A 22130-nucleotide genomic window follows, 5' to 3' on the forward strand; every position below is an offset into this window, starting at 1 on the left:
TTGTTATGCCTAGGTTTGAAGGCGGTGAAAAGTTTTTAAGAGAGAGGTGCAGTAGAGCCTCTTTGTCTTTCGTATATTGTGAGCATTCGAGTAAAGATCTATTCTTCGCCTACAGAGATACAGTTCGGAGAGGCTTTGATTTGGTTCACTGTCATGGTTTTACCGCGGGTGCCTTGGTGGGGCTAGGTAGACCTTTACGTCACATGACACCTCACCTCATGACGGTGCATGATGTTTTCCTTGAGAGACAGTTTTCAGGTTGGAAGGGCAGGTTCAAAAAATTCTTATTATCTCTGACTTTTAGGAGAATGGACGCTATTCACGTAGTAAGTGAAGACTGTAAAGCGAACTTTCTTGAGTTTTTTCCAAAAATCGAAGATTTCAGAATATACACCATCTTACATGGCGTAGATACTGAGAAATTTTATAATGAAGAGCCGCGAGACTTCCGAGAAGAGCTGGGTTTTTCTGATCAGTTATTGCTAGGTTTTTTTGGTCGTTTTATGGCCCAAAAAGGTTTCAAATACATTGTTGAGGCTATTGAATTCCTGATTACGAAAGATGAACGCTACAGGCGCAGGTTAAAAGTGCTTACCTTTGGTTGGGGTGGCTTTATTCGTGAAGAATTTGAGCTGATTGAGCAAAAAGGTTTGTCGGATATATTTGTTCAAATGCCTCACACAGACAATATGCCTGCTGCAATTAAGGGTGTGGATGTAGTTTTAATGCCTTCTCTTTGGGAGGCTTGTGGACTCTTAGGGATGGAAGCTTTAGCGGCGGGCACACCCATTATTGGTACAAATTGTATAGGGCTACGAGAAGTTCTTGAAGATAGTCCAGCTTTTATCGTTCCCCCCAAAGATGGCCATGTATTATCAAGAGCAATTGAGTCATGTTTAGTCGAAAGGAATAAGGACTCTTTTGATAGCTATGCAGAAATTGCGGTTAAACGCTTCTCGTTAGACATCCCTGCTGAGTCCTTAGAGCATTTGTATTCAAAAATGATAGATGGGAGTTTATGAGTGAATAAGTATGAAAGAATGTTGTCTATTCAGCATAAATTGCGAGAACGTTTGTTAGGTGCTGGGTGTGTATTTCATCATGTGCCTAAGTGCGGCGGCACTTCGTTGAATCGAGCGATGAGGCTACGCTACATTATTTCCCAAGCATCTATAAAGGCAAATCAAACCGTATATGCTCTTTCTGGAATGGATGAGTCGTTTGATGTAAATGGTGGGCGTGAGTTTCTTTCTATCCATAGATTTAGGCAGCAAATGTTGCACTATTATCTTCATTCAGGTGTGAAGCTAATCAGTGGACATGTAAGATTTTCCGCAGCTGCTTATGACAAGTTTTCTCCCAGCCACCAATTTATTACGTTATTACGAGACCCTGTCGATCGCTTTGTGTCTGAATATAAGGATTTGTCTGTTCGTCAAGCAAGCGTGTTCAAAACTAACCTTTCTATTGAAGAGTTTTTATCCTCTGATCTCGCGTTGAGAAATGCGCGAACCTTGACTTCATATTTTTCCGACTCGGCGTTATTGCCGGAAAAATATGAAAATACAGAGGTAATAGAAGCGCAAGAAAATCTAAAGAAATTCAATTTGATTGGCTTTATGAATGATATGGATGGATTCAATGAAAAATTGAATGCGCTTCTAGGAGTTAGAATCAAAATTGGTCATGAGAATAAGGCAGAGGGACGTCAGGCAGATAAATTAGAGGGTTTTACGGAAGAAGTAAGAGAGAAAATTCATGAAATCTGCGCTTATGATAAAAAAGTTTATGATTTTGCGCGTTCAATTGTGCATTAGTATGTCTATAAAATGATGCCAAGAGTTAACACGCCCATTTTCTTGCATACTTTCAATTGTTATGAATAAGGTTTTTAAAAATACTGGTTCAAACTTGATGGTCATGATGCTGAAACTGGCCATCACTTTGGTCATGACCCCCATATTTATTCATAACTTAGGGAATTATGATTATGGTATTTGGGAGATTGTCGGTGCTATATTGGGCTATATGGGGCTTTTAGATGTTGGTCTTAAGCCGGCTATCACGCGTTTTTCTGCGAAGTATAAAGCCGAGAATAAGATTGCTGAGCTACATGAACTTTATTCCACCTCTTTTGTCTTTTTAATTTGCATTGGTGTTGTTTCTCTAATTGTTTTCATTTGTTGTGGGCTATGGGGTGCAGAACATATTGCTCCGAATGATTCAACGGATGTTTATACCTACTCACTCTTACTTTTTATAATAGGATTACGTCTTTTAATAAGTTTTCCTGGGTTTGTTGCCGAAAGCTTTTTGGAAGGTTTTCAGCAGTACTACATAAAAAACAATATTACGATTGTAAATTCAGTTGTTAGTGCGGTAATCGTTTTCAGTATGATTACTCCAACCAATGCCCTTCTTTTAATTGCTAGTGTGAGTACTATCGGATTAGGAATAAAATATTTAGCTTACTTCGTTATTTTATCGAAGGCGGAGTTTGGGAGATTTATTCCACGACCAAGGTTGGCTAGATGGAACAGGTTCAAAGAAACGATACATTTTGGATTTAAGTCATTTGTACAGGGTGTGGCTTCACGCATTGAGATTGGCTCGGATACTTTAGTAATAGGTTTTTTCTTAGGTCCTGCGATGGTGCCTTTCTACGCAATTCCTGCAAACTTATTTAACTACATTCGAAATATAGGCTGGACAACGACCCATGCTTTTATGCCTTTCTTTAGCGATTTAGCAGTTAAGTCCTCGCAAATCGAGCTGCGTGAGGCATTTGTTCAATATAGTAAGTATGTAGTTGCCTTAATGTTGCCCTTATGTGCGGGTGCAGTGCTTTTAGGTCCTGTTTTTATTGGTCTTTGGATAGGGCAAGAATATGTTGAGAAGGCACCTCTCATTGTTGCGATACTCGTTGTATATATCGCACTTCCTTTTTTAAATCCTTTCAGCACGCGTTATCTTACTGCTGTAAACAAGCATGGTTATTCGGCCAAGGTTTACACCGTTGCGGCTATTTCTAATTTGATATTAAGTCTGATTTTGGTCCAAATTTGGGGTATAGAAGGTGTTGCGCTTGGTTCTCTTATTCCTATGTTGGTGCTTGTGCCTGTTCTGATGAAATATGGTTTCTCGAGTTTAGAACTCAAGTTCACTCATTACTTTAGCCGAGTTATTCTCCCGGTTTTACCCGCACTAATGGCAATGATTTTAGGTGTTTCGATTTACCAAATGAATGTTTCTATTAGTAGTTATCTGGAGTTGGTAGGTGCGGTTTCCGTAGGTGGGCTGGTTTACGCTGTTGCTTTTCTTTTTAGCGGGTTATCGGAGCAAGAGCGAAGCTTTCTCAAAAATCGTTTTTTTGCTAAATAGCTTTTCTTGTAGAGATCTTTTTTTGTCGTAGATTCGGTATATCAACTTCACCCACTTACTTCTTAAATATTGCTTGGTAGAAATGTTCTGAATTCTGCCTCCGAACCTTTCTTTGTAGTATTCATTTTTGCCATATCCGGCTAATAGATCGAATTGCTTTATCTCTCCGCTTGTCTGGCTCAAAAGAATGTTTTGCATTAAATGCACTAAACCTAATGAATAATTTTTGAATGCCTGTTCGTCGTAGCCTAATTGGATATTGTAAATCGTACTGCCAAATTTTAGGTTGTAGGTCAGTGCTTTCACGTCTCCATCGATACTCATAAGTGCAATATCTAAATCATTTGACTTGCCGAAATGAGTGATGAGGCTATTGTGAAACTCCTTGTAAACGTCTTCGAAGCATGGTTTTCCCCAGCGTGTCAGGTGCAGATCATTGAGCGTTTCGATGATATTGAGGGGGCAGCTTTCTTCATTTTCATATATTTGAAAATCGACGGTATGCTGTCTCTCTAGATTTGAGAATTTGTGAATCGTTGCGCGTCTAAAATTACTACTTAGTTTTTTCGTATATTTCTCTGCATCTGTGCAGGTATCGACGACGACGCTATGATCTTCATGAACGGTTCGATTATATAGGCCATAATGACCGAAGCATTCTTCGATTAAGCGTGATGTTAAGCTTTGATGGGGGATGTCTCCCAAAATTAGCTCGTCCCAACGAATATGCTTGAACATATATTCCATTAGAGAAATTCTAGCCGATCTCTGATGCGCTTTGTCGATAATGAGATCTAAATATTCTGAGCGAAAAGTGTTTGGCCCAGACCACGAGCAGCCAATGATTTGTAGTTGAGTTACTGGGAGTAAAAACTGGCGGTAGCGTCGAGTATAAAGTGGTGCGATGCCAACTAGCTTGCCATATTGTTTGCAAACCAGCAGCCTCAGTTCGAACTTGTTTATTTTGGAAAAATGTTCCCACCAGGTTTTTATCCATAGCCAAGAACTGAACAAATGATCATTATCTGACTGATGAACTAACTCATCCCATTCTTCTTGGAGTGAGATAAACTCTTTGAACGATATTTGTTCGACTTTATAGCCTTGTGAAGCTGGCAGATCTGCGTGTTTTGCTTCACTTACTGAGCTGCCTAATATGTCTCCATCACAATCGCCTGGCATCAAATAAAAATCGTTTTGAAGATATGAGGACAGCTCGGCCCTTTCACTATAAATAAAACAATTTGCTGGGCTTGCCGACTTTCTTATACCGAATGCGCTAAACGATTTTTCCCATTCTGGGCAAGATGTCATGCAACGAAAATGCGAGTTTAAACTCGCTATATGGTTGAGGATTTTTCTGTGTTGATTGCCGTCCTTAGGGCCGATGTAGTCAACGAGAGAGATGCGATCTTCGGTGGAGTGAATGACAGCTAAAAATGTAAGGCGTTCGTTTTTTTCTTCGTAAATAAATCGATATCGAGCAATAGGTGATTGTTCATAACGCCAAAGTAGGTAATGGCTTGATCTATCAATGGCAGCACTATACTCGGTTTTTACAGTGCGCCATAAGCCATCTAGCAGAGTTTGATTAGGCAAAGTATCGCTTTCTATTAGCGATGCTGCGTCTTCAGTAATGCTGGTAGGCTTCAGACTATCAGTGGCATAGCTGTACACATTTTTGAATGCTGACCAGCCAGATTTTTCTAGGACAGCTGCTGCTGTAGGGCTTGTCCCTAAGGCGAAGGTAAGAGGGCTCTGTTTCTTGAGCTCCTTTTTTATTTCTTTACCAACGCCTAGTCCTCGGCAATGTCTACTAACAAAGAAGTCACAGCTCCAGGCAGCCTCTAGCTCGCCATGCGCCTTGGTATGTAATTTAACGGGCATCATTCCGTTGAAGCCTAGAATATTCCCCCAGTTATCTTCAGCAACTATCGGTTTAATAGATGAGTCGAAATACCGTTCATCAAACTGCCATTTCCAGATAAGGGGTTTGATTGATGGAGCATTCAATAGGTTAATAATGCGGCTTTTATCTTCAGCAACGTATTCGCGTATCGAAATGCGTTTTTTCTGAAGAATGGTTTTGGGGCCAGCCATTATTAAATAGAAACCTTGTGTTCATCTAACCAACTTTGAAACATTAATATGCTCCACAGTTGCAGTGAATAATCGCTGTTGCCATCTAAATGCATTTTTAGAATGGGATAAATCGTCTTGAAGTCGAATAGACCTTGTTGACGCAAAGTTGAAGGGTTGAGTAAATCTGTCATCCAGCTTTTAAGTGGGCCTCTTAACCATTCTCCAATTGGGATGGCGAATCCTTGTTTAGGGCGTTCAAATAACTCTCTAGGTACGTAACGGCTCAGCACTTCTTGCAAGGGCCATTTAGCAACGCCGTTATGCGTTCGAATGTCTGAAGGGATGCTTGCGGCAAGCTCTACTAGTTTATGATTCAGTAGCGGGATTCTAGTTTCCAAGCTGACTGCCATACCTGCTCGATCGACCTTCGTGAGAATGTCGTCTGGCAAATACATCTGCATATCTAGGAGCTGAAGCTTGCTTGTGTAATTTAGGCTTGATGGGGACACATTGATTAATTTATTAGGCTTAAACCCTTTAAGTGGGTGAGCATTGTCTTGCCAGAATGCAATTGAGCGTTGATAAAATTCTTCAAAGCTCTTGGCTGATGCTTTGTAATAATTGCTACGAAGTCTCTCTGACGCAAAGTGTGGGTAAGCGCCAGACACTCCGAGTGGTAAAGAGATAAGCGTATTGAAAAGGTTTTTAGGCAGAAAATGAGCAGCCTTTTCTAGCGCGCTAGGGCCTTGTTGTATTCGCCAGCTATCAAGCACTTTTTGATATCGAGAATATCCTGCGAATAATTCATCTCCACCATCTCCTGACAAAGCTACTGTGACATGCTGCTTTGCAAGCTCACAGACTAAGTAAGTAGGGATCTGAGAAGAGTCTGCGAAAGGTTCACAATAAACATTTGCGAGTGTTGGAATCACATCTTTAGTGTCCTGCTCGCTGACATAAAACTCTGTGTGGTTTGTCCCTAAGTGCTGGGCAATTACTTTCGCATGTTCGGCTTCGTTAAAATCATCGAAATTAAAGCCAATGCTGTAAGTGTTGATCGCTTTGTCTGACAAGCTTTGCATAATGCTTGCGACGGTAGAGGAGTCAATTCCACCAGACAAAAATGCGCCGAGAGGAACGTCGGCCAGCATTTGATCTTTAATCGAGCTAAGCAGTGTCGCCTCAAGTGCGTCAGCGGCTTCGGTTTCTGTTCCTGCGAAAGGTTGCTCGCTTCCCTGAATCATTACTTCAGTTGCTGACCAATAAGTATTGAGCGAGTAACCTAGAGATTCGCAATCGAGCTGCAGATATTGACCTGGTTCAAGTTTGAAGCAATCTTCATAGATTGATAAAGGCGCAGGAACGCAGTTGTGTTGAAGGTATACTCCAAGTGCTTCGCGGTTAAGTTTTGCGTTAAATGATGGGTTTGCTTTGAGCGCTTTAAGCTCTGAACTAAAGAAAAACTTATGCCCTTGTTTACTGAAATAGAGGGGCTTTTCTCCCATTCTGTCTCTAACGAGATATGCTTGATTTGTTGATTTATTGTACGCGCAAAACGCATACATGCCCTCTAGCTTATCGAGCGTATTTTGTAAGCCCCAATGTTCAAGGGCATATAACAATACTTCTGTGTCGCTATGGCCGTTGAATGATTGGCCGAGCTTTTCTAGCTCTTTTTTTATAACCCGAAAGTTATAGATCTCACCATTGAATACCAATACAAAGTGTTGGCTTTCCATTGGTTGTTGACCTGTCTCGCTTAAATCAACAATGGCAAGGCGACGGTGAGCAAGTGCCACAGAGTTCTGAGTGTTCACCCAGAAACCTTCGGCATCAGGGCCTCGATGCTCAATGACATCTGCCATCAGCTTAAGATGTGTATAAGATGCCTCAGTGTGTTCAGTTTTATTAGCTTGTACGAAAAAGCCAGTGATGCCGCACATTTTATGAACCTTTTACTTCTATGAGTGGTGTATTCAATTCAGTGAGGGCGTTAATCATTGAGGGCTCGGTCGCAGCGCAGTCTTTTGCATTGGTGATTGCGAGTTGCGCTTCAAAATAATTGGTTCCCGTCAGTATTGCGGGGATTTGCAATAGCTTCGCTTTTTTATACGAGAGCGCTTCTTGTTGACCCACTTGATAACGATATGCAAGACATACTCGGTAACCTCGTAACTTGTGCTTAAGGCCAACATACTGAAATTGTTGCGTATCTGCGGTAATAATGTTTCGAGATTCGACTAGCCAGTCAGTGTGAGAAAATGGCGATGGCCAATAGGGTACAAGGTTTTCGGTGCTCTCTTCTTTCCAGTTAAGTACTCTATAAAGCTGGATGTTTTGCACGTAATTGTTTGCTTTCTTCTGCAGCAAGATTTTTGCGTTTGGAAGTTTCGGTATGTTTGTATCTGGTTTTGCTGGTGTATAGCTTAATTGAGAGCTTGAAATAATATTGGGTACTTTTATTGCGCTATTTAGAGCGAAGCTTAAAACAGGTGTTAGCATTAAAAGGGCGAATGTAAGCGCTATTTTTTTGATAGAAAGTGCTTGTTTACTAGGCTCCTTTTGCTCTGGGAATAGTTCAAACCGACGAGCGATAAAAAATAGAGGCGCTAACACTATACAGAAGATAATCCAGCCAAAGGTTTCATGATCGGCGACCAAGCTGCTTTCCATGTTTGTTTCATAAGCAATAAGTATCAACAAGAAAATTCGGAGCCAGTTGGAGAATAGACTAAGTGCAATTGCGGTTGCTAATAGCTTGGTGCTTAGAGCCCTATTAGGTTTTGAATCAAGAATTACGTATACGGCGAGTGCGCATGCAATTGTAAAGTAACGCAGTCCTGAACACCCGTCGGCAATCACTAGAGCACCATAGGGAAGTGTGATGGTATTTGCTTCGATAAGAGCGGTAATGTCGATGAGATCGACTAGCCAAGTCACAGTTAAGCTACTTAAGTCGACAAGGGCTTGATTGAGGTAGTCCCAAATCGGTATAGCAAAGTAAACGAATGCGATGGAGGGGAGGAGTTTTAAACCGATATGTAGCCCTAAATAACTGGCAGTGGCGAACCATAAAATAATTGGGATTAAAACTTGCTCGAGGATGTTTATATTAGCGCTAGATATGACGAGCCAAGCAAGGCTTGATAATGCCAAACCGATATAAGTTAGGTAGTTTGATAGAGAGCCGTTCTTAATGTTTTGGGTTTCGATTCTATGCAGAGTTCTTGCGCTGAGATGAATGCTCATGGCGATCACTAAAAGCCCATGAGATAAAGATTCATCGAATTTAAGCCAGCGATCTAAAAGTACTTCTGTTGTTGGGTAAAAAACAAAAAATACAGCTAAAAATAGACTGCTTAGTTGCAGGTAGGTATGAGTGAGTGTTGGCAAAATCCATCCAGCCATGTAATACGCGTGTTTATTCATGGTAGCTGAATGGTAAGGGGTTGCAATACCTCATTGTTTTAAATGAAAAAAGGACACCGTTTGGTGTCCTTTTTAGTGCTCAATCGTCATGCCGGACTTGATCCGGTATCAGAGTGATGTGGCTTATTAAGCTTTACGGCGGCGCGCGAAACCTAAACCAGCAAGGCCTAAGCCCATAAGAGCAAGAGTGCCTGGCTCTGGAACGTGGTGACCAACAGTGATGTCGTCGATGCCCCAACCGTCAGAGTAGTTGTATGAGTTACAACCGTTTGGATCGTCACACTTATCAAAGTAAAGAGACGCGCCTGTGATAGCCATGTCGCTGATGATAGTTGTGTAGAACAATGAACCGCTCGGGAATGAAGTATTTACTTGGTATTCTTCAGTAGAACCGTCTTCATAAGTAAGCTTGATGCGGCCGCCTTGGTCGTTGATGTCTGCCAAGTAGAAGCCGATCGCATTGTATGAATCGTCTGCATCGATGTTCCAAACAACGTTTGTTGCGTCGTTGCTATCTAACCAGAAGTCAGTTGCATCGCTCGCTAGAACTTCACGACCATATTCGCCAGTACGAGAGCTTTCGATTTTAAGGTTACCGTTGTTAGTGTTTGAGCCTGCTTGACCCGCACCTGTTAGTGTAAAATCGCCAACCGCAGTGCTTAGTGTTGTTGCTGAGTCAATCCACTTTTCGTGCTGGCTGCCGGTGAATACTGCGTTGCTAGTATCCCAGCCGTCGAAGCTTTCAGTGTCTGACGCAACTAATGTGCCTAAGAATGCTGATTCAACACCAGAAAGGTAAGCAGCATCACCAGCTGAAACGCTGATGATTGCAGCTGACTGAGCCGAAGCTGCAGCAACTGTAAGTGCCAAACCTGTCATTACGCTTTTTAGTTTCATTGTAATGCTCCATTTATCTTTATAAGCGTGATAATTGTTGAAGTGGCAACCGGCTGTCTGTTTCATCCTTAGTAACAGACCCTTGGCTTTCCGTCCCAATCTCGCAATTGGTTTGGCGTACTTCGTTGTTTTTACCAGATGATTTTCTGATGGCATGAAAATTTGCAATTAATACGCCAAAAACATTAAAGGCTCGTTAAGTTAGTAGGGTAGAGATTTAGAGGGAATCGAAGTTGAGTAAATGTGTAAAAAACACTGACGCTTAAATGTGAACCTGTGAAACAGTTCCGTGATGAGGTAAGAGGAATGAAAAGTTTCCGTTAGTCTTACTTATAAGTGTAATATTGCGGTCATATTCTAGCTCGCAATTTAGAGCTTGGTTTTGGTAACGATTTTTAGTCAAAAACTCACTAAAACTAAGCATGCAGGATAAGCAGGGAAGGCGCGAGCAAAGCGTTAATGACAAAGGGTAAATAATGAAAGTATCAATATTTGGGACAGGGTATGTCGGGCTAGTGACCGGCGCGTGTTTGGCTGACATGGGGCACGATGTTATTTGTGTTGATGTCGATGAGAGTAAGGTTGAAAAGCTCAATAACGGCGTTATTCCAATTTACGAACCTGGTCTTGAAAGCATTGTTAAGAATAATTTTGCTGCGGGTAACTTGAAGTTTACGACAAAAGCGGAAGAGGCCATTGCGTTTGCTAAGTTGCAGTTCATCGCGGTTGGTACTCCTCCCGATGAAGACGGTTCTGCAGATCTGCAGTATGTATTGGCGGTGGCTGAAACGATTGCGACCCATATGCAAGACGAAAAAATCGTGATCGATAAGTCTACAGTACCCGTCGGTACGGGCGATAAAGTGCGTGCGAAAATTGAGGGTGTGCTCGCGGAGCGCGGCGTAGAGATTGATTTTGATGTGGTTTCTAACCCAGAGTTCCTGAAAGAAGGTGCTGCTGTAGGCGATTTCATGAAGCCGGACCGAATTGTCATTGGTTGCTCGAAAGAGTCGTCTGAAGCACCAATGCGTGAGTTGTACGCGCCGTTTAATCGTAACCATGACAAGATTCTGTTCATGGATGTTCGATCTGCTGAGCTCACGAAGTATGCGGCTAACGCAATGCTGGCAACCAAGATTAGCTTTATGAATGAAATGGCAAATTTGGCTGAACGACTTGATGCAGATATTGAAAGCGTGCGTTTAGGGATCGGCTCTGATCCGCGCATTGGCTTTCAGTTTATTTATCCTGGCGCCGGCTATGGTGGTTCATGTTTCCCTAAAGACGTGCAGGCTTTAACACGTATCGCACGAGATGCTGGATATGAATCAGAGCTTGTGCAGTCTGTAGAGAATGTGAATAACCGCCAGAAGCATCGTTTGTTTGAAAAACTCAGTGCTCATTTTAATGGTGAGCTAGCAGGTAAAACGATTGCAGTTTGGGGCTTGGCCTTTAAACCAGAAACGGATGACATGCGTGAAGCGCCATCGCGTTGTCTGATGGAAGCATTATGGAATGCAGGTGCCAAAGTCGTGGCCTACGACCCCGAAGCTCAGGAAGAATGTTCACGTATTTACGGTGAGCGTGCAGATCTTACTTTGGTCACGAATAAAGATGCGGCTCTTGAAGGTGCAGATGCCTTGGTGATTTGTACAGAGTGGAAGGCTTTCCGAGCCATGGATTATGAAGCTGTTGTGCAAAAGTTAGCGAATCCTTTGATCGTAGATGGACGAAATCTGTACGATCCTGCTATCGTTAAAAATTATGGCATTACATATTACTCAATCGGCCGAGCATAAAGTCTGATGAGTACCAAAGGTATCTGTTGATCAACGCGTCGAATAGATACCTTTTTTGCGTGTAGATATTCATTGAATGAAGAATAAGGTTGATCATGGAAAGCAAAGGAAGTATTCGACGTCAGGTAAGTAAATTAAAGCTTGTTACCGCAGTGTCTGCCGCGCTCTTTTTGGGAGCTTGTGGCGGCGATGATACGGATACCGAGTTTCAGAATCACTTAGACAGAGCGAAAGCGTATCAGTCTCAGGGGCAATACAAGGCAGCGATGATTGAGTATCGCAACGCTGCGAAGAAGTCTGGTGGTAAGCCTGAAGTGATGATCGAATTTGCTGATGCAATGAATGAGGTCGGTAACCATCAAAATGCCCGAAGTTACCTCGAGGCAATTGCTGGCGAGACTTCAGAGTCTTATTTATTGGAGCTTTCCGAAACCTATATTGCGTTGGGTAAATTCCAATCTGCCTCTTCTACCTTAGAGCAACTTAAAGAGCCAACGCGTGAAAAGATGTTGCTTGAGGCTGACTTACTCTCTAAGAAAGGTGATTTCGACGCAGCTCGCGTTATTTATCAAAAGCTCTTAACTAATAATCCTCAAGATGGCAGAGCGAATGTCGGTATGGCAACGCTTAATGCCTTAGAAGGTCAAATGCCTGCAGCGCTCGTGTTAGTAGAAAAAGTCAGTGCTGACGACGAAGCGTTCCCGAAAGCACAATTGCTGAAAGCTGGTATCGAGATTTCTGAAAATCAGTTAGAGAATGCTGAATCAACCTTAAGTGAATTGCTGTCTGTTTTGCCGACCAGCGACCAAATGCTCCCTGATCGTGTACTCACGCTTGAGCGTTTGTCTTATGTGCTTACAAGACAAGGTCGCGCGAACGAAGCCTACATTTATACAAAGCTTCTCTCTGAAGCATTTCCAGGCGCAACCGAAGCAAATGATACTTTCCAAGAAGCCTTGGCCGATTTTCAAGAGAATCGTTTAGATCAAGCTAAAGAGAAGCTTGAGAAGTTAGTAGAGCAGTATCCTGGTCATACTCGTTCACGTCAGGTGCTGGGTATTATCAGTTACATGCAGGGCGATACCGAAGCCGCAGCGCGTTACTTAGATGATGTGGTTGATCCAGAGACGGCAAGCCCGCTGGCGACCCAAGTATATATGGCAACCAATCTTAAACTGAACGAGCCTCGGCGTGTTCTAGACGCATTAGAACCAACTATCGAACAGCAAACCTCGGTTGAATTACTAGCTTTGTATGGCTTGGCAGCGGTTTCAGATAAGCAATATGAAAAAGGCGAAGCAGCGCTTAAGAAAGCTGCATCGATCGATCCAAAAAATGTACGCTTGCAGTTGGCATTGGCGAGTTTTTATCGCTCTGCACCGCAAGTGGATCGAGCTCAAGAATTACCTTATTTGCAACGAGCGTTTGAGCTAGCACCTACTCAGCAACAAGTTTTGATTGATATCGCCTCGTATTACACGCGATCAGGTGATCAAGCCACAGCGAAAGCGTTGCTTTTAGATAATGCTAGGGCGCAATCTTCGAACTATACAGCGAACTTTATTGCCGGACAGTATTTGGCGACCTTAGGCGAAGTTGATGGTTCAAATGACTATTTACAGAAAGCACTTCCTTTAGCAGAAAGCACTTCTAACCAAGCTATTGTCCAGGGTGCGCTAGGGCGAAATGCCTTGCTTCAAAATAACAATCAGGAAGCTAAAAATCGTTTCAGTAAAATGCTCGAGTTGTCGCCCAATAGTATGGGGGCATATGCAGGAATTTATGAAGCGTCAACGCGTTTGAATGGGCGTGATGCGGCTGTGAAATCGCTTGAAGAATTAGCAGTGACAAACAAATCAATGGCTGCGTTCCGATCTTTGATTCGTGTTGAACTTGCGAATAGAAACATCTCTGGCGCTGAGCGTGCTTATCAAACAGCAATGACTACTTTGCCTGATCAAGGTGCTGAACTTGCTGATGCGAAAGCTGTTATCGATTATTCGCGTGCGTTGGATTATTTGAAAACAGGGCAGCTTGAAAAAGCACGCCAAGTGGCGACGACGAGCCTAGTTACTAATCCGGGCAATGTGCGTGTTGTTGCGGTGTTGGCTGAAATAGAGATTAAGGCTGGTCAGTTCGAGGAAGCTGAAAAAATTCTTGCGCAGCTCGCAGAGCAACAGGAGCAACTTGGACATATTTACCCTGCTTTGAAAGGCGATCTCGCTTTTGCGAAAAAAGATTTAGCGTCGGCACGCAGCGAGTATGAGGCTGCATGGGCGATTTCTAAGACTCCTGGCGTGGCTGAAAAACTGCATCGTGTACTTGGGTTGTTGAAAGATGATTCTGCACGAACAGCATTTTTAGCCGAGTGGTATACAGCACAGCCAGATAACCCCTTAGCAATGTTGTTAGTGGGAATGCAGGCTCAGCAGAATGATGATGTGGATAAAGCATCTACTGTTTATGAGACCCTGCTTACGCAACGTCCAGATTCAGTCGCTGCCTTGAATAATTTGGGGTGGATTTACTTTGAACGCGGCGATAAGAAAGCACTTGAGCTGTTGAGCCGTGCCGCGGAACTCGCTCCAAACAGTGCGGCAGTTCTTGATAGCTATGGATGGGTGTTGCACAAGTTTGGAAGAACTGAAGAAGGCTTGCCTTACCTTGAGAAAGCGGCTGCCTTACAGCCAGATAATGCCGAGATTCAAGGACATTTCTTAGAAGCTAAAAACTAAGTTTAATATTGGGGTCAGAGTAAAAGTACTCTGACCCCAGTTTCAAACAAAGCCAAATAGTATCAAGGAAGATCTATGGCTCGCTCACTCCGTCAATGCCCTGCGGGTATGACGCAGCACCTCATTCAAAGGGGCGTTAATCGCCAACCTTGTTTTATTGATACACAAGATTATGTCGCATATGCCTCATGGCTAAATGAATACGCGCGAACGTTTGATGTACATATCCATGCTTGGGTCTTCATGACCAACCACGTACATTTGTTAGTCACGCCGCATACTGATAAGTCAATTTCTCAGATGATGCAGTGTTTGGGACGTCGTTATGTGCGTTATTTTAACCATAGGTATGAGCGATCAGGTACTTTGTGGGAAGGGCGCTTTAAGTCCTTAGGGATTGAGGATGACTCTTATGTACTTGCTTGTCAGCGTTACATCGAACTGAATCCGGTTAGGGCTGGAATGGTTAAGTCAGCGAGTGATTATTTTTGGTCTAGTTACAAAGTTAATGCGCTAATAAAATCTAGTTTGCTTTGGACTGCTCATCGAAGCTATTTGTCCCTCGGAGAGGATCATGAAAGTTGCGCTAGGGCATATCGTAATCTTTTCTAGCGTGATAAACATTGGGGTCAGAGTAAAAGTACTCTGCCCCCCATGTTTTTACTCAGCTTCAATGCCGTGTTTTTCGAATAATGAATACAGCGTCGGACGTGTAATACCGAGTATACGAGCCGCTTTTGCCATATTCCCATGTGAGCCTTTAATCGCTTGCAGGCATGCTGTTTTTTCGGCCTGATCGCGGATTTGCTTCAAATTCAAAGAGCCTTCTGGAAGGCTAGCTTCCGAGCTTTCTAGCTCTAAATCTTCAGCACTTACGTTCATCCCATCTGCCATAATTGCGGCGCGCTTAATTTTATTGATCATCTCGCGCACGTTACCTGGCCAGTCATAACTTCGAATAGCTGCCATTGCGTCTTCAGATAGTCGCAAATCACCACGATTCATTTCGCTACTAATAGACTTGAGAAGTGCTTGTGCAATGAGTACAGAGTCGCCTTCGCGCTCTCGAAGCGCAGGAATATTTAGCGTGATTTCACTAATGCGATAATAGAGGTCTTCTCGAAAGCTTCCCTGAGATATCAAGTTATTGATGTCTTGGTGCGTCGCGCAGACAACACGTACATCAACTGGAATTTCTTTAACGCCACCAACGCGTTCAATCACACGCTCTTGTAAAAAACGTAGCATTTTGGGTTGAAGAGAGGCCGGCATATCGCCAATTTCATCCAAGAATAAGGTCCCACCGTGAGCGAGCTCAATTTTGCCTTTCTTTTGTTGATGGGCGCCTGTAAATGCGCCTTTTTCATGGCCAAATAACTCGCTTTCAAGCAGGTTTTCAGGGATCGCTGCACAATTAATTGCCGCAAAAGGAGCGTCGCTACGAGGGCTCAAACTGTGGATCGCCCGTGCTAAAACTTCTTTACCTGTGCCTGTTTCCCCTAAAATCAGCGTGCTGACATCAGCAGGTGCGATTTTTTCAAGAGTGCGACAAACTTTGAGCATGCTCGGGCTATTCGCTATTACACCCGGAATGCCAGAGTTTGATTGAGCACTTTTCAACTTAGAGTTTTCGGTTTCTAGCTGCGCTAGGTTAAAAGCTCGCTCGACGACGAAATTTAGAATGTCTGCATCAAGAGGCTTTTGAAAGAAGTCAGTAGCGCCCATGCCAACAGCCTTTACAGCGTAAGCATTTTCTTCCCGACCTGTTACAACAATGACTTTGGTTTTGGGGGCGAGTTGTAGAATTTCTTCGAGAACTTTAAAGCCTTCGCTTGATCCGCCAGGGTCAGGTGGAAGACCTAAATCAAGTGTTACAACTGCTGGTTCATATCTGCGTAGCAAGGAAATCGCTGTTTCTCGATCTGAGGCCATGTGTACTTCAACATCATCGTTAAAACACCAGCGCATTTGGCTTTGTAAGCCAGGGTCATCTTCGATAATGAGTAGGGTTTTGCTCACGATCATGCTTCCTTGTCTTGCTGTGGTTTTTGTATCGCCTGAGGCTTATGCTCTGGCTGAAGCTCTTGTTCTGGCTGAGGCTCTTCTAATAACGGAATGCTTAAGGTGAAGCAGGTGCCTATATCTGGTTCACTGGTTACGCTGATTGAGCCGCCAATTTTACGCAGATACTCTCTACTTTGGTAGGCTCCTATGCCCATTCCTGTTAAGCCTTTTGTAGTTGAAAATGGTTTGAATAGTTCGTTGGTTATAAACTCTTCTTCCATACCTGAGCCATTGTCTTGAATAAAGATAAACGCATAGTCTGGCGAGGCTTTTGTTGAAATATCTACGTGCCCATCTTTGCTACATGCCTCTATAGCATTTTGAGTAATATGTTCAATCACCGAAGCGAGTTGCTGAGCATCTGCTTGAATAGGGATATTTTCACTGTGTAGCTTTAAGGTTGGTGCAGGTAGCGCATTGCGTTTTTCGTAACAAACTTTCGACAAGATATCGCACAGATTAATGTCACTGAGCTTCTCGTGTTGATTCGGGTTACGAATTTGCCCCAATAAATGCTCCATTTTTTCGACGGAATGACGAGTTGTTTCAATCATGTCGTCAACAAAAGCGGGATTCGATTTATGCTTCGGCGCATTTTTTACCATCATCGATAATTGCGCGATGATGGTTTTGATATCGTGAATCAAGAACGCAGAGGTTTGGTTTACAGCTTCGAATTGTTGAGACTGAGCGAGCTGTTCTTCTGAGGAGTGCTGATCGATATAACTACAGGCTTGTTGGGCAACAATTTTAAGAAGGTCATAGTTTTCCCAGTTCAAATCCATAGGTACGTATGGTTTACCGAGTAGAACGATGGCCGAAAGTTTATCGTTAACCTTGAGCGGCACCAAAAGCCATGGATTCTCACAAGTTAGAACAAACTCTGGTAATTCGATTAGACCGTATTTATCTGGATCAGTGAGATACTCGTTTAGGTTGATGATCCAATCGTTGTCGTTGAAATATTGAATCAAATCAGAATCGTTGTTGATGAGTCCAAAGTTATGCTGGTCAAAGCCAAATTGATCTTTGAAAGTCAGGTTGCCGTCTTCGTCTTGGCTCCAGATTACTCCAGCTTGCGCTTGAACTAGTTCAGCTAGGGTATTGGTGCTGCGTCGATACAAGCTCTCTTTCTTAGAAGATTCACTCGCTGGTGTTTGCAGGCTTGAGGTGCTTTTGATCCATTCGTCGCGATAGTCATATTTGTAATCGAAGAAGTTCTTCGAGATAAAAACCATTGTGCGGGCACGAAGATTTGGCGAACTAATCACGAGAATGAGGAAGATCCCCGCAATGAACAAGAATAAAACACGCAGTGCCGCACCCCAAGAGCCACCGAAGACATTGATGTAATATCCGCCTGCAGATACAAACAACAAGTAAATGCCTGCAATAACAAGGGTCGTGGTGTGGAACACCATTTGTCGTGAGATATGTATACCTAAGGCTTTCCCTTTGCGATTCACCAGTGTTGCTGCGATCAGGGGGGCAGCTAGCGCATTTACAGCGCCACGGCTATCCCAAAGTGCTCCTGACAAACGATTGAAGAGCAGGGCGTCGGAGTACATAACGAAGTCATAAGCAAGGATGGTTGCAACCGCGATGCTGAGATACTTAATTCCTGCGCGGGTAAAGAGAGAAGAGTTTCGCCAAATTTGTTCTAGTAACAGAATGCCTACTAATGATACGAGAACGTTAAGAACTAACAGTGTTTTGCCAGAGACGAGGGATATTGTGAATAGCTCTTGAATTATCAGTACCGCAATCAACCCAGAGATTAAAGTGATAACGCCGGTTGTAAAAAAGAATTGGGGGCCGATTTTAAATTTAGAAGGAAAAACTGTGACGCCAAGAATGGCATACAAGACCGTAAACCACGCAGCGGTTCGTAATAGCTCAAGGTTATAGCGCAAGGTAAATGGCAGCTCAAAACCTAAAGCTTGAATTGTCAGTATCAATAACCAACACAGCGTAGTGCTGGTCGCAAATAAGATGGCTTTATCGGTAGCGCGTCGCTGATAACTGCGCACTGCGTATATCATTAGCAATGCAAACGTAATAGCGCCAGTCGCGTTACCTATAACGGAAAAACTAAGATCCATTTTGTTCGTTCGTTGTGGTTAAATTCGTCATGAAACAAGATCTGAACAGAAAATTGTTCTCTTACTATTCAGTGTATCAGGGATGTGTAAAAACGAGGCTTTTTTCAGACATAAAAAATGCCGGGTGTGCTACCAAACACAGCCGGCAATAAGTGCGAGTAGTATCCATGAAAAACTTTCATGTCCCCAACAGCTGCCGCTGTTGGTGGACTAAGTATTAGCGAAAAGTTGAAATAATCAAATGTATAAAGGTGAGTTTTTAAGCATAAATTGGAATAACCGCTTTGATTATATTTTGAGCAGGTTATTAAATGTCGAAATAGTATTAATAAGGCGGCTCTATCTGTCTGTTTTAGCTAGTTTTTTACTTCGTCTTCTTCAACCAGCTTTTCTTCCGTAACCCAAGGCAATTGGCGATATCTTGGCTCAGATTGCGCAAAGTTCATGAAAGGATATTTGATAATGTCGAAATAAGGCGAGTAATCGAAGTCACTTGGCGTGCATAGCTTGGGATTTCTTCGGTAAATATTAATATGACCAGCTTCTGATCGCTTGATCATTGGTAAGATCGGATATTGGATCGAACCGAAGGCCTCGGCAATCATGGTAGAGCAAACCGTTTTTGTGGTTTGACCCGGATGTTTAGAAAACAAGCTTGAGCGCCATCTGCGAGGAAGAATTAAATACGGGAAGAAAAAACGCAGTAGATCGAAGATTTGCCGAACATCATAGTCAGCACCAAGCCGTGATATTCCGTAGTGAATAACTTTTTGCGCATCTGAATATGTTAGATCTTTAGGTCGACAAATTCTTACATGGTCACGGTCATACACGGATAAGGGGCGAGCAACCGTACCCATTCCTAGCTCGCTTTCTACTATAAGTTGTACGTCTGGTTGTCCATCGTAAAAGCTTTGAAGTCGCTGGCGGTCTAGAGGGTTTTCTACTTCATGTAGCCTGCCTATGTAGAGAGCAGCATGAGACCATCGACTCTGGGTTACTGTTTTAATAACATCACTGACGCGACTGCGACCTTCAACGAGAATTACGTCACCAGGTTTGATTTCATAACGCATTCTTTCATAGTCGCTCATTGGTATTGGGTTGGGTGCACGCTCGCGAATAAGTAAGCGCGTAATGAGCGAAATAATATTGCTCTTTGTTTGGTAACCCATTAATGACGACTCGATAGTATTTGTTGAAAGGTAACTAGTTAAGGTTTAGACAATAAACCTATGAACAGCAAAGCAAAATTTTCTAAATTGTGACTGTATGGATGCTTTTAAGTCTCGTAGAATGGAAAAAAACTGAAGGGGGCTAGAGAATGAGCCAGAAAGATAAAAAGTCGGACGCTAATGAAGTGGGTAGTGATAATGCCCTTCCAATTTCTGACAAAATTAAAGCATCAGCACGTCAAATATGGTTGGCGGGTTTGGGTGCTTACAACAAAGCAGAAGAAGATACTGGAAAGATTTTCGATAAGCTCGTTAAAGAGGGCGAAGAGCTCGAAGCCGCAACGAGAGGTGTTGTTGAAAAACAATTTAAAGCCGTGGAAGGAACAGTAGAAGGTGTACGCGGTAAAGCGAGTAACACTTTCGGCAAGCTAGAGTCTGTATTTGATCAACGTGTTTCTGGTGCATTAGAGCGATTAGGTATCCCGAATCGCAAAACGATTGAGGCCTTAGAGGCCAGAATTGACGCCCTTGAGGCGGAATTGAAAAAGTGTAATAAGTAATTGCGCAATATATAAAAAAGCCCTTGCCAGTTTAATGGCAAGGGCTTTTTTGTTAAAACAGAGGTCAGAGTACTTTTACTCTGGCCTCTGTTAGCTTTCTACAGGTCGTAGCCTTTTTCTTCGTGAAGAGCTAGATCTAGACCGCGATACTCGTCTTCTTCGTCAACGCGTAAGCCCGTCATTGCATCGACAAGCCTCAGAATGACCCACGTTACGATTGCCGTGTATGCGATTGTGCTACCAATGCCGATTAGCTGAGCTGTTACCTGCTCGCCGATTGAGCTGTTGTCGCCACCGAAACCATAGCCACTAAATGCGCCAAGTTCTCCCGCAGCGAAGATACCAACGAGAAGAGTACCTAAAATACCGCCGACGCCGTGCACTGGGAATACATCGAGAGAGTCGTCAATTTTAAGTTTTTGTTTGATGAAGATGGTTGCGTAGAAACATACAACACCTGCACACAAACCAATTACAATTGCTGCTGCAGGGCTGACAGATCCAGATGCTGGTGTGATAGTACCAAGTCCCGCGACCATACCGGTTACGATTCCAAGAACCGATGGCTTGCCGAACTTTTTCCATTCGCATGCCATCCACGCTAAAGAGCCCATTGCTGCAGATAGGTGTGTTGCGATAAGAGCCATCGCCGCGTCTTCGTTTGCGCCAAGCGCTGAACCCGCGTTAAAGCCGAACCAGCCAACCCAAAGCATGCCTGCACCTGTAACAGTCATTGTCATGTTGTGCGGAGGCATCGCAGTTTGTGGCCAGTTACGACGATTGCCAATCACAAGCGCTGCAACAAGCGCCGCTACACCTGCCGTGATGTGAACAACAATGCCGCCAGCGAAATCTAGAACGCCTAGATCGCTCAACCAACCGCCGCCCCATACCCAGTGGCAAACTGGTGCATAAACAGCTAACAACCAGATGCTGCTGAATAGAAGCATTGATGAAAACTTCATACGTTCAGCAAAGGCACCAACAATCAGTGCAGGTGTGATGACAGCAAAAGTCATTTGAAATGCTGCAAACAAACCTTCTGGAATGGTACCTGATAGTGAGTCTTTCGTTACTTCTGCCATGAACAGATTGCTTAGGCCTCCAACGAAGCTATTACCATCGCTAAATGCGAGTGAATAACCTACCACGTACCAGAGCACAGACATTAAGCAAGTTAGAGCAAAACATTGCATCAATATAGACAAAACGTTTTTGCTGCGTACAAGTCCTGCGTAAAAAAGAGAAAGACCAGGGATGGTCATGAAAAGAACGAGTGCTGTAGCCGTTAAGATCCACGCTGTATCAGCACCAACAAGAGCATCTTCCGCGTACGCGAAAGCCGGCAGCATTGAAGCTACCAAAACAAATAGTTTAAACATGTTATTTCCTGAGCTAATTGTTTCTTACAAAGGTAAGAGAGCCATTTCTAAAAATACCGCCGGTTATGTTTTTGTATGACGTCTATTTTTTGAAACTTAAGGCTTATTGTTATTTTCTAGAGTGCGTCGTCGCCTGTTTCACCAGTACGAATGCGAACCGCTTGCTCTAGATCGCTAACGAAAATTTTGCCGTCGCCGATTTTTCCGCTGTTTGCAGATTTGCAAATGGCTTCAACCGCTTGATCAACAATATCGTTCGCAACAGCTAGCTCAATTTTTAATTTAGGCACAAAATCGATCACGTACTCAGCACCACGGTATAATTCCGTGTGGCCTTTTTGACGGCCAAATCCTTTGACTTCTGTGATGGTCATACCCGCTAAGCCAATGTCAGTTAAAGCGGTGCGAACGTCTTCTAACTTAAATGGCTTAATCACTGCAGTGATTAGTTTCATAAGGGACATCTCCAAAGGCAAACTTAATCTGTTTGCTTATTTATTGTTAAGACTAATAGTTTTAATAAT

Annotated in this window: 16 protein-coding genes and 1 riboswitch; of the genes, 7 read left to right on the forward strand and 9 right to left on the reverse strand. The window is 43.2% G+C overall.

The genetic code is table 11. The features are described 5' to 3' along the window. Nucleotides 1-5: 5 nt before the first annotated feature. The 3 genes from A3739_RS01505 to A3739_RS01515 all read left to right on the forward strand — a co-directional run bounded on the left by A3739_RS01505 (nucleotide 6) and on the right by A3739_RS01515 (nucleotide 3381). Nucleotides 6-1022 (forward strand): glycosyltransferase family 4 protein, encoded by a 1017-nt coding sequence (locus A3739_RS01505; protein WP_231876545.1) that lies wholly within the window; start codon nucleotides 6-8, stop codon nucleotides 1020-1022. After that, nucleotides 1023-1817 (forward strand): sulfotransferase family 2 domain-containing protein, encoded by a 795-nt coding sequence (locus A3739_RS01510; RefSeq protein WP_156502238.1) that lies wholly within the window; start codon nucleotides 1023-1025, stop codon nucleotides 1815-1817. A gap of 61 nt (nucleotides 1818-1878) precedes the next feature. Beyond that, complete coding sequence (locus tag A3739_RS01515) at nucleotides 1879-3381, forward strand: oligosaccharide flippase family protein (RefSeq protein ID WP_068499993.1); 1503 nt, start codon at nucleotides 1879-1881, stop codon at nucleotides 3379-3381. Here A3739_RS01515 and A3739_RS01520 read toward each other — a convergent pair. From A3739_RS01520 to A3739_RS29145, 4 genes are all read right to left on the reverse strand, one after another. Further along, on the reverse strand, nucleotides 3331-5481 hold the full coding sequence (locus tag A3739_RS01520) for a GNAT family N-acetyltransferase (RefSeq protein WP_068499996.1): 2151 nt from the start codon (nucleotides 5479-5481) through the stop codon (nucleotides 3331-3333). The genes A3739_RS01515 and A3739_RS01520 overlap by 51 nt on opposite strands. A gap of 2 nt (nucleotides 5482-5483) precedes the next feature. Further along, a complete protein-coding gene (gene asnB, locus A3739_RS01525; RefSeq protein ID WP_068500000.1) occupies nucleotides 5484-7406 on the reverse strand; it encodes an asparagine synthase (glutamine-hydrolyzing) in 1923 nt (640 codons plus the stop codon). Nucleotide 7407: 1 nt separating this feature from the next. After that, a complete protein-coding gene (locus tag A3739_RS01530; protein WP_068500002.1) occupies nucleotides 7408-8892 on the reverse strand; it encodes an archaeosortase/exosortase family protein in 1485 nt (494 codons plus the stop codon). Nucleotides 8893-9018: 126 nt separating this feature from the next. Continuing rightward, a complete protein-coding gene (locus A3739_RS29145; protein ID WP_068500018.1) occupies nucleotides 9019-9789 on the reverse strand; it encodes a PEP-CTERM sorting domain-containing protein in 771 nt (256 codons plus the stop codon). A gap of 41 nt (nucleotides 9790-9830) precedes the next feature. Further along, nucleotides 9831-9916: riboswitch (cyclic di-GMP riboswitch) on the reverse strand. Between the two features lie 349 nt (nucleotides 9917-10265). Between A3739_RS29145 and A3739_RS01540 the strand changes: the two genes are divergently transcribed. From A3739_RS01540 to A3739_RS01550, 3 genes are all read left to right on the forward strand, one after another. Next, the gene (locus A3739_RS01540; protein WP_068500005.1) at nucleotides 10266-11588 is read left to right on the forward strand and encodes a UDP-glucose/GDP-mannose dehydrogenase family protein; all 1323 of its coding nucleotides are present in this window, start codon (nucleotides 10266-10268) and stop codon (nucleotides 11586-11588) included. Nucleotides 11589-11683: 95 nt separating this feature from the next. Continuing rightward, the gene (locus A3739_RS01545) at nucleotides 11684-14323 is read left to right on the forward strand and encodes a tetratricopeptide repeat protein (RefSeq protein WP_068500008.1); all 2640 of its coding nucleotides are present in this window, start codon (nucleotides 11684-11686) and stop codon (nucleotides 14321-14323) included. 75 nt (nucleotides 14324-14398) lie between these two features. After that, nucleotides 14399-14935 (forward strand): transposase, encoded by a 537-nt coding sequence (locus tag A3739_RS01550; protein WP_068477719.1) that lies wholly within the window; start codon nucleotides 14399-14401, stop codon nucleotides 14933-14935. Nucleotides 14936-14983: 48 nt separating this feature from the next. Here the strand turns inward: A3739_RS01550 and prsR are convergent, their stop codons facing one another. The 3 genes from prsR to A3739_RS01565 all read right to left on the reverse strand — a co-directional run bounded on the left by prsR (nucleotide 14984) and on the right by A3739_RS01565 (nucleotide 19664). Next, nucleotides 14984-16348, reverse strand: coding sequence for a PEP-CTERM-box response regulator transcription factor (prsR, locus tag A3739_RS01555; protein ID WP_068500011.1), 1365 nt, complete (start codon nucleotides 16346-16348; stop codon nucleotides 14984-14986). Next, nucleotides 16345-18489 (reverse strand): XrtA/PEP-CTERM system histidine kinase PrsK, encoded by a 2145-nt coding sequence (gene prsK, locus A3739_RS01560; RefSeq protein ID WP_068500015.1) that lies wholly within the window; start codon nucleotides 18487-18489, stop codon nucleotides 16345-16347. The genes prsR and prsK overlap by 4 nt, the downstream gene beginning before the upstream one ends. Nucleotides 18490-18845: 356 nt before the next feature. Continuing rightward, nucleotides 18846-19664, reverse strand: a complete 819-nt coding sequence (locus tag A3739_RS01565) for a YiiX/YebB-like N1pC/P60 family cysteine hydrolase (protein WP_068477714.1) — start codon at nucleotides 19662-19664, stop codon at nucleotides 18846-18848. 149 nt (nucleotides 19665-19813) lie between these two features. On the opposite strand from A3739_RS01565, the gene A3739_RS01570 reads away from it, so the two are divergent. After that, nucleotides 19814-20224 (forward strand): phasin family protein, encoded by a 411-nt coding sequence (locus tag A3739_RS01570; protein WP_068477712.1) that lies wholly within the window; start codon nucleotides 19814-19816, stop codon nucleotides 20222-20224. Nucleotides 20225-20322: 98 nt separating this feature from the next. On the opposite strand, the gene A3739_RS01575 is transcribed toward A3739_RS01570, so the two are convergent. After that, the gene (locus A3739_RS01575; protein ID WP_068477710.1) at nucleotides 20323-21606 is read right to left on the reverse strand and encodes an ammonium transporter; all 1284 of its coding nucleotides are present in this window, start codon (nucleotides 21604-21606) and stop codon (nucleotides 20323-20325) included. A gap of 116 nt (nucleotides 21607-21722) precedes the next feature. Then, nucleotides 21723-22061: a P-II family nitrogen regulator gene (locus A3739_RS01580; RefSeq protein WP_068477708.1), complete on the reverse strand. Its 339-nt coding sequence runs from the start codon at nucleotides 22059-22061 to the stop codon at nucleotides 21723-21725. Nucleotides 22062-22130 lie beyond the last annotated feature (69 nt).

Source organism: Oleiphilus sp. HI0067, assembly GCF_001635735.1.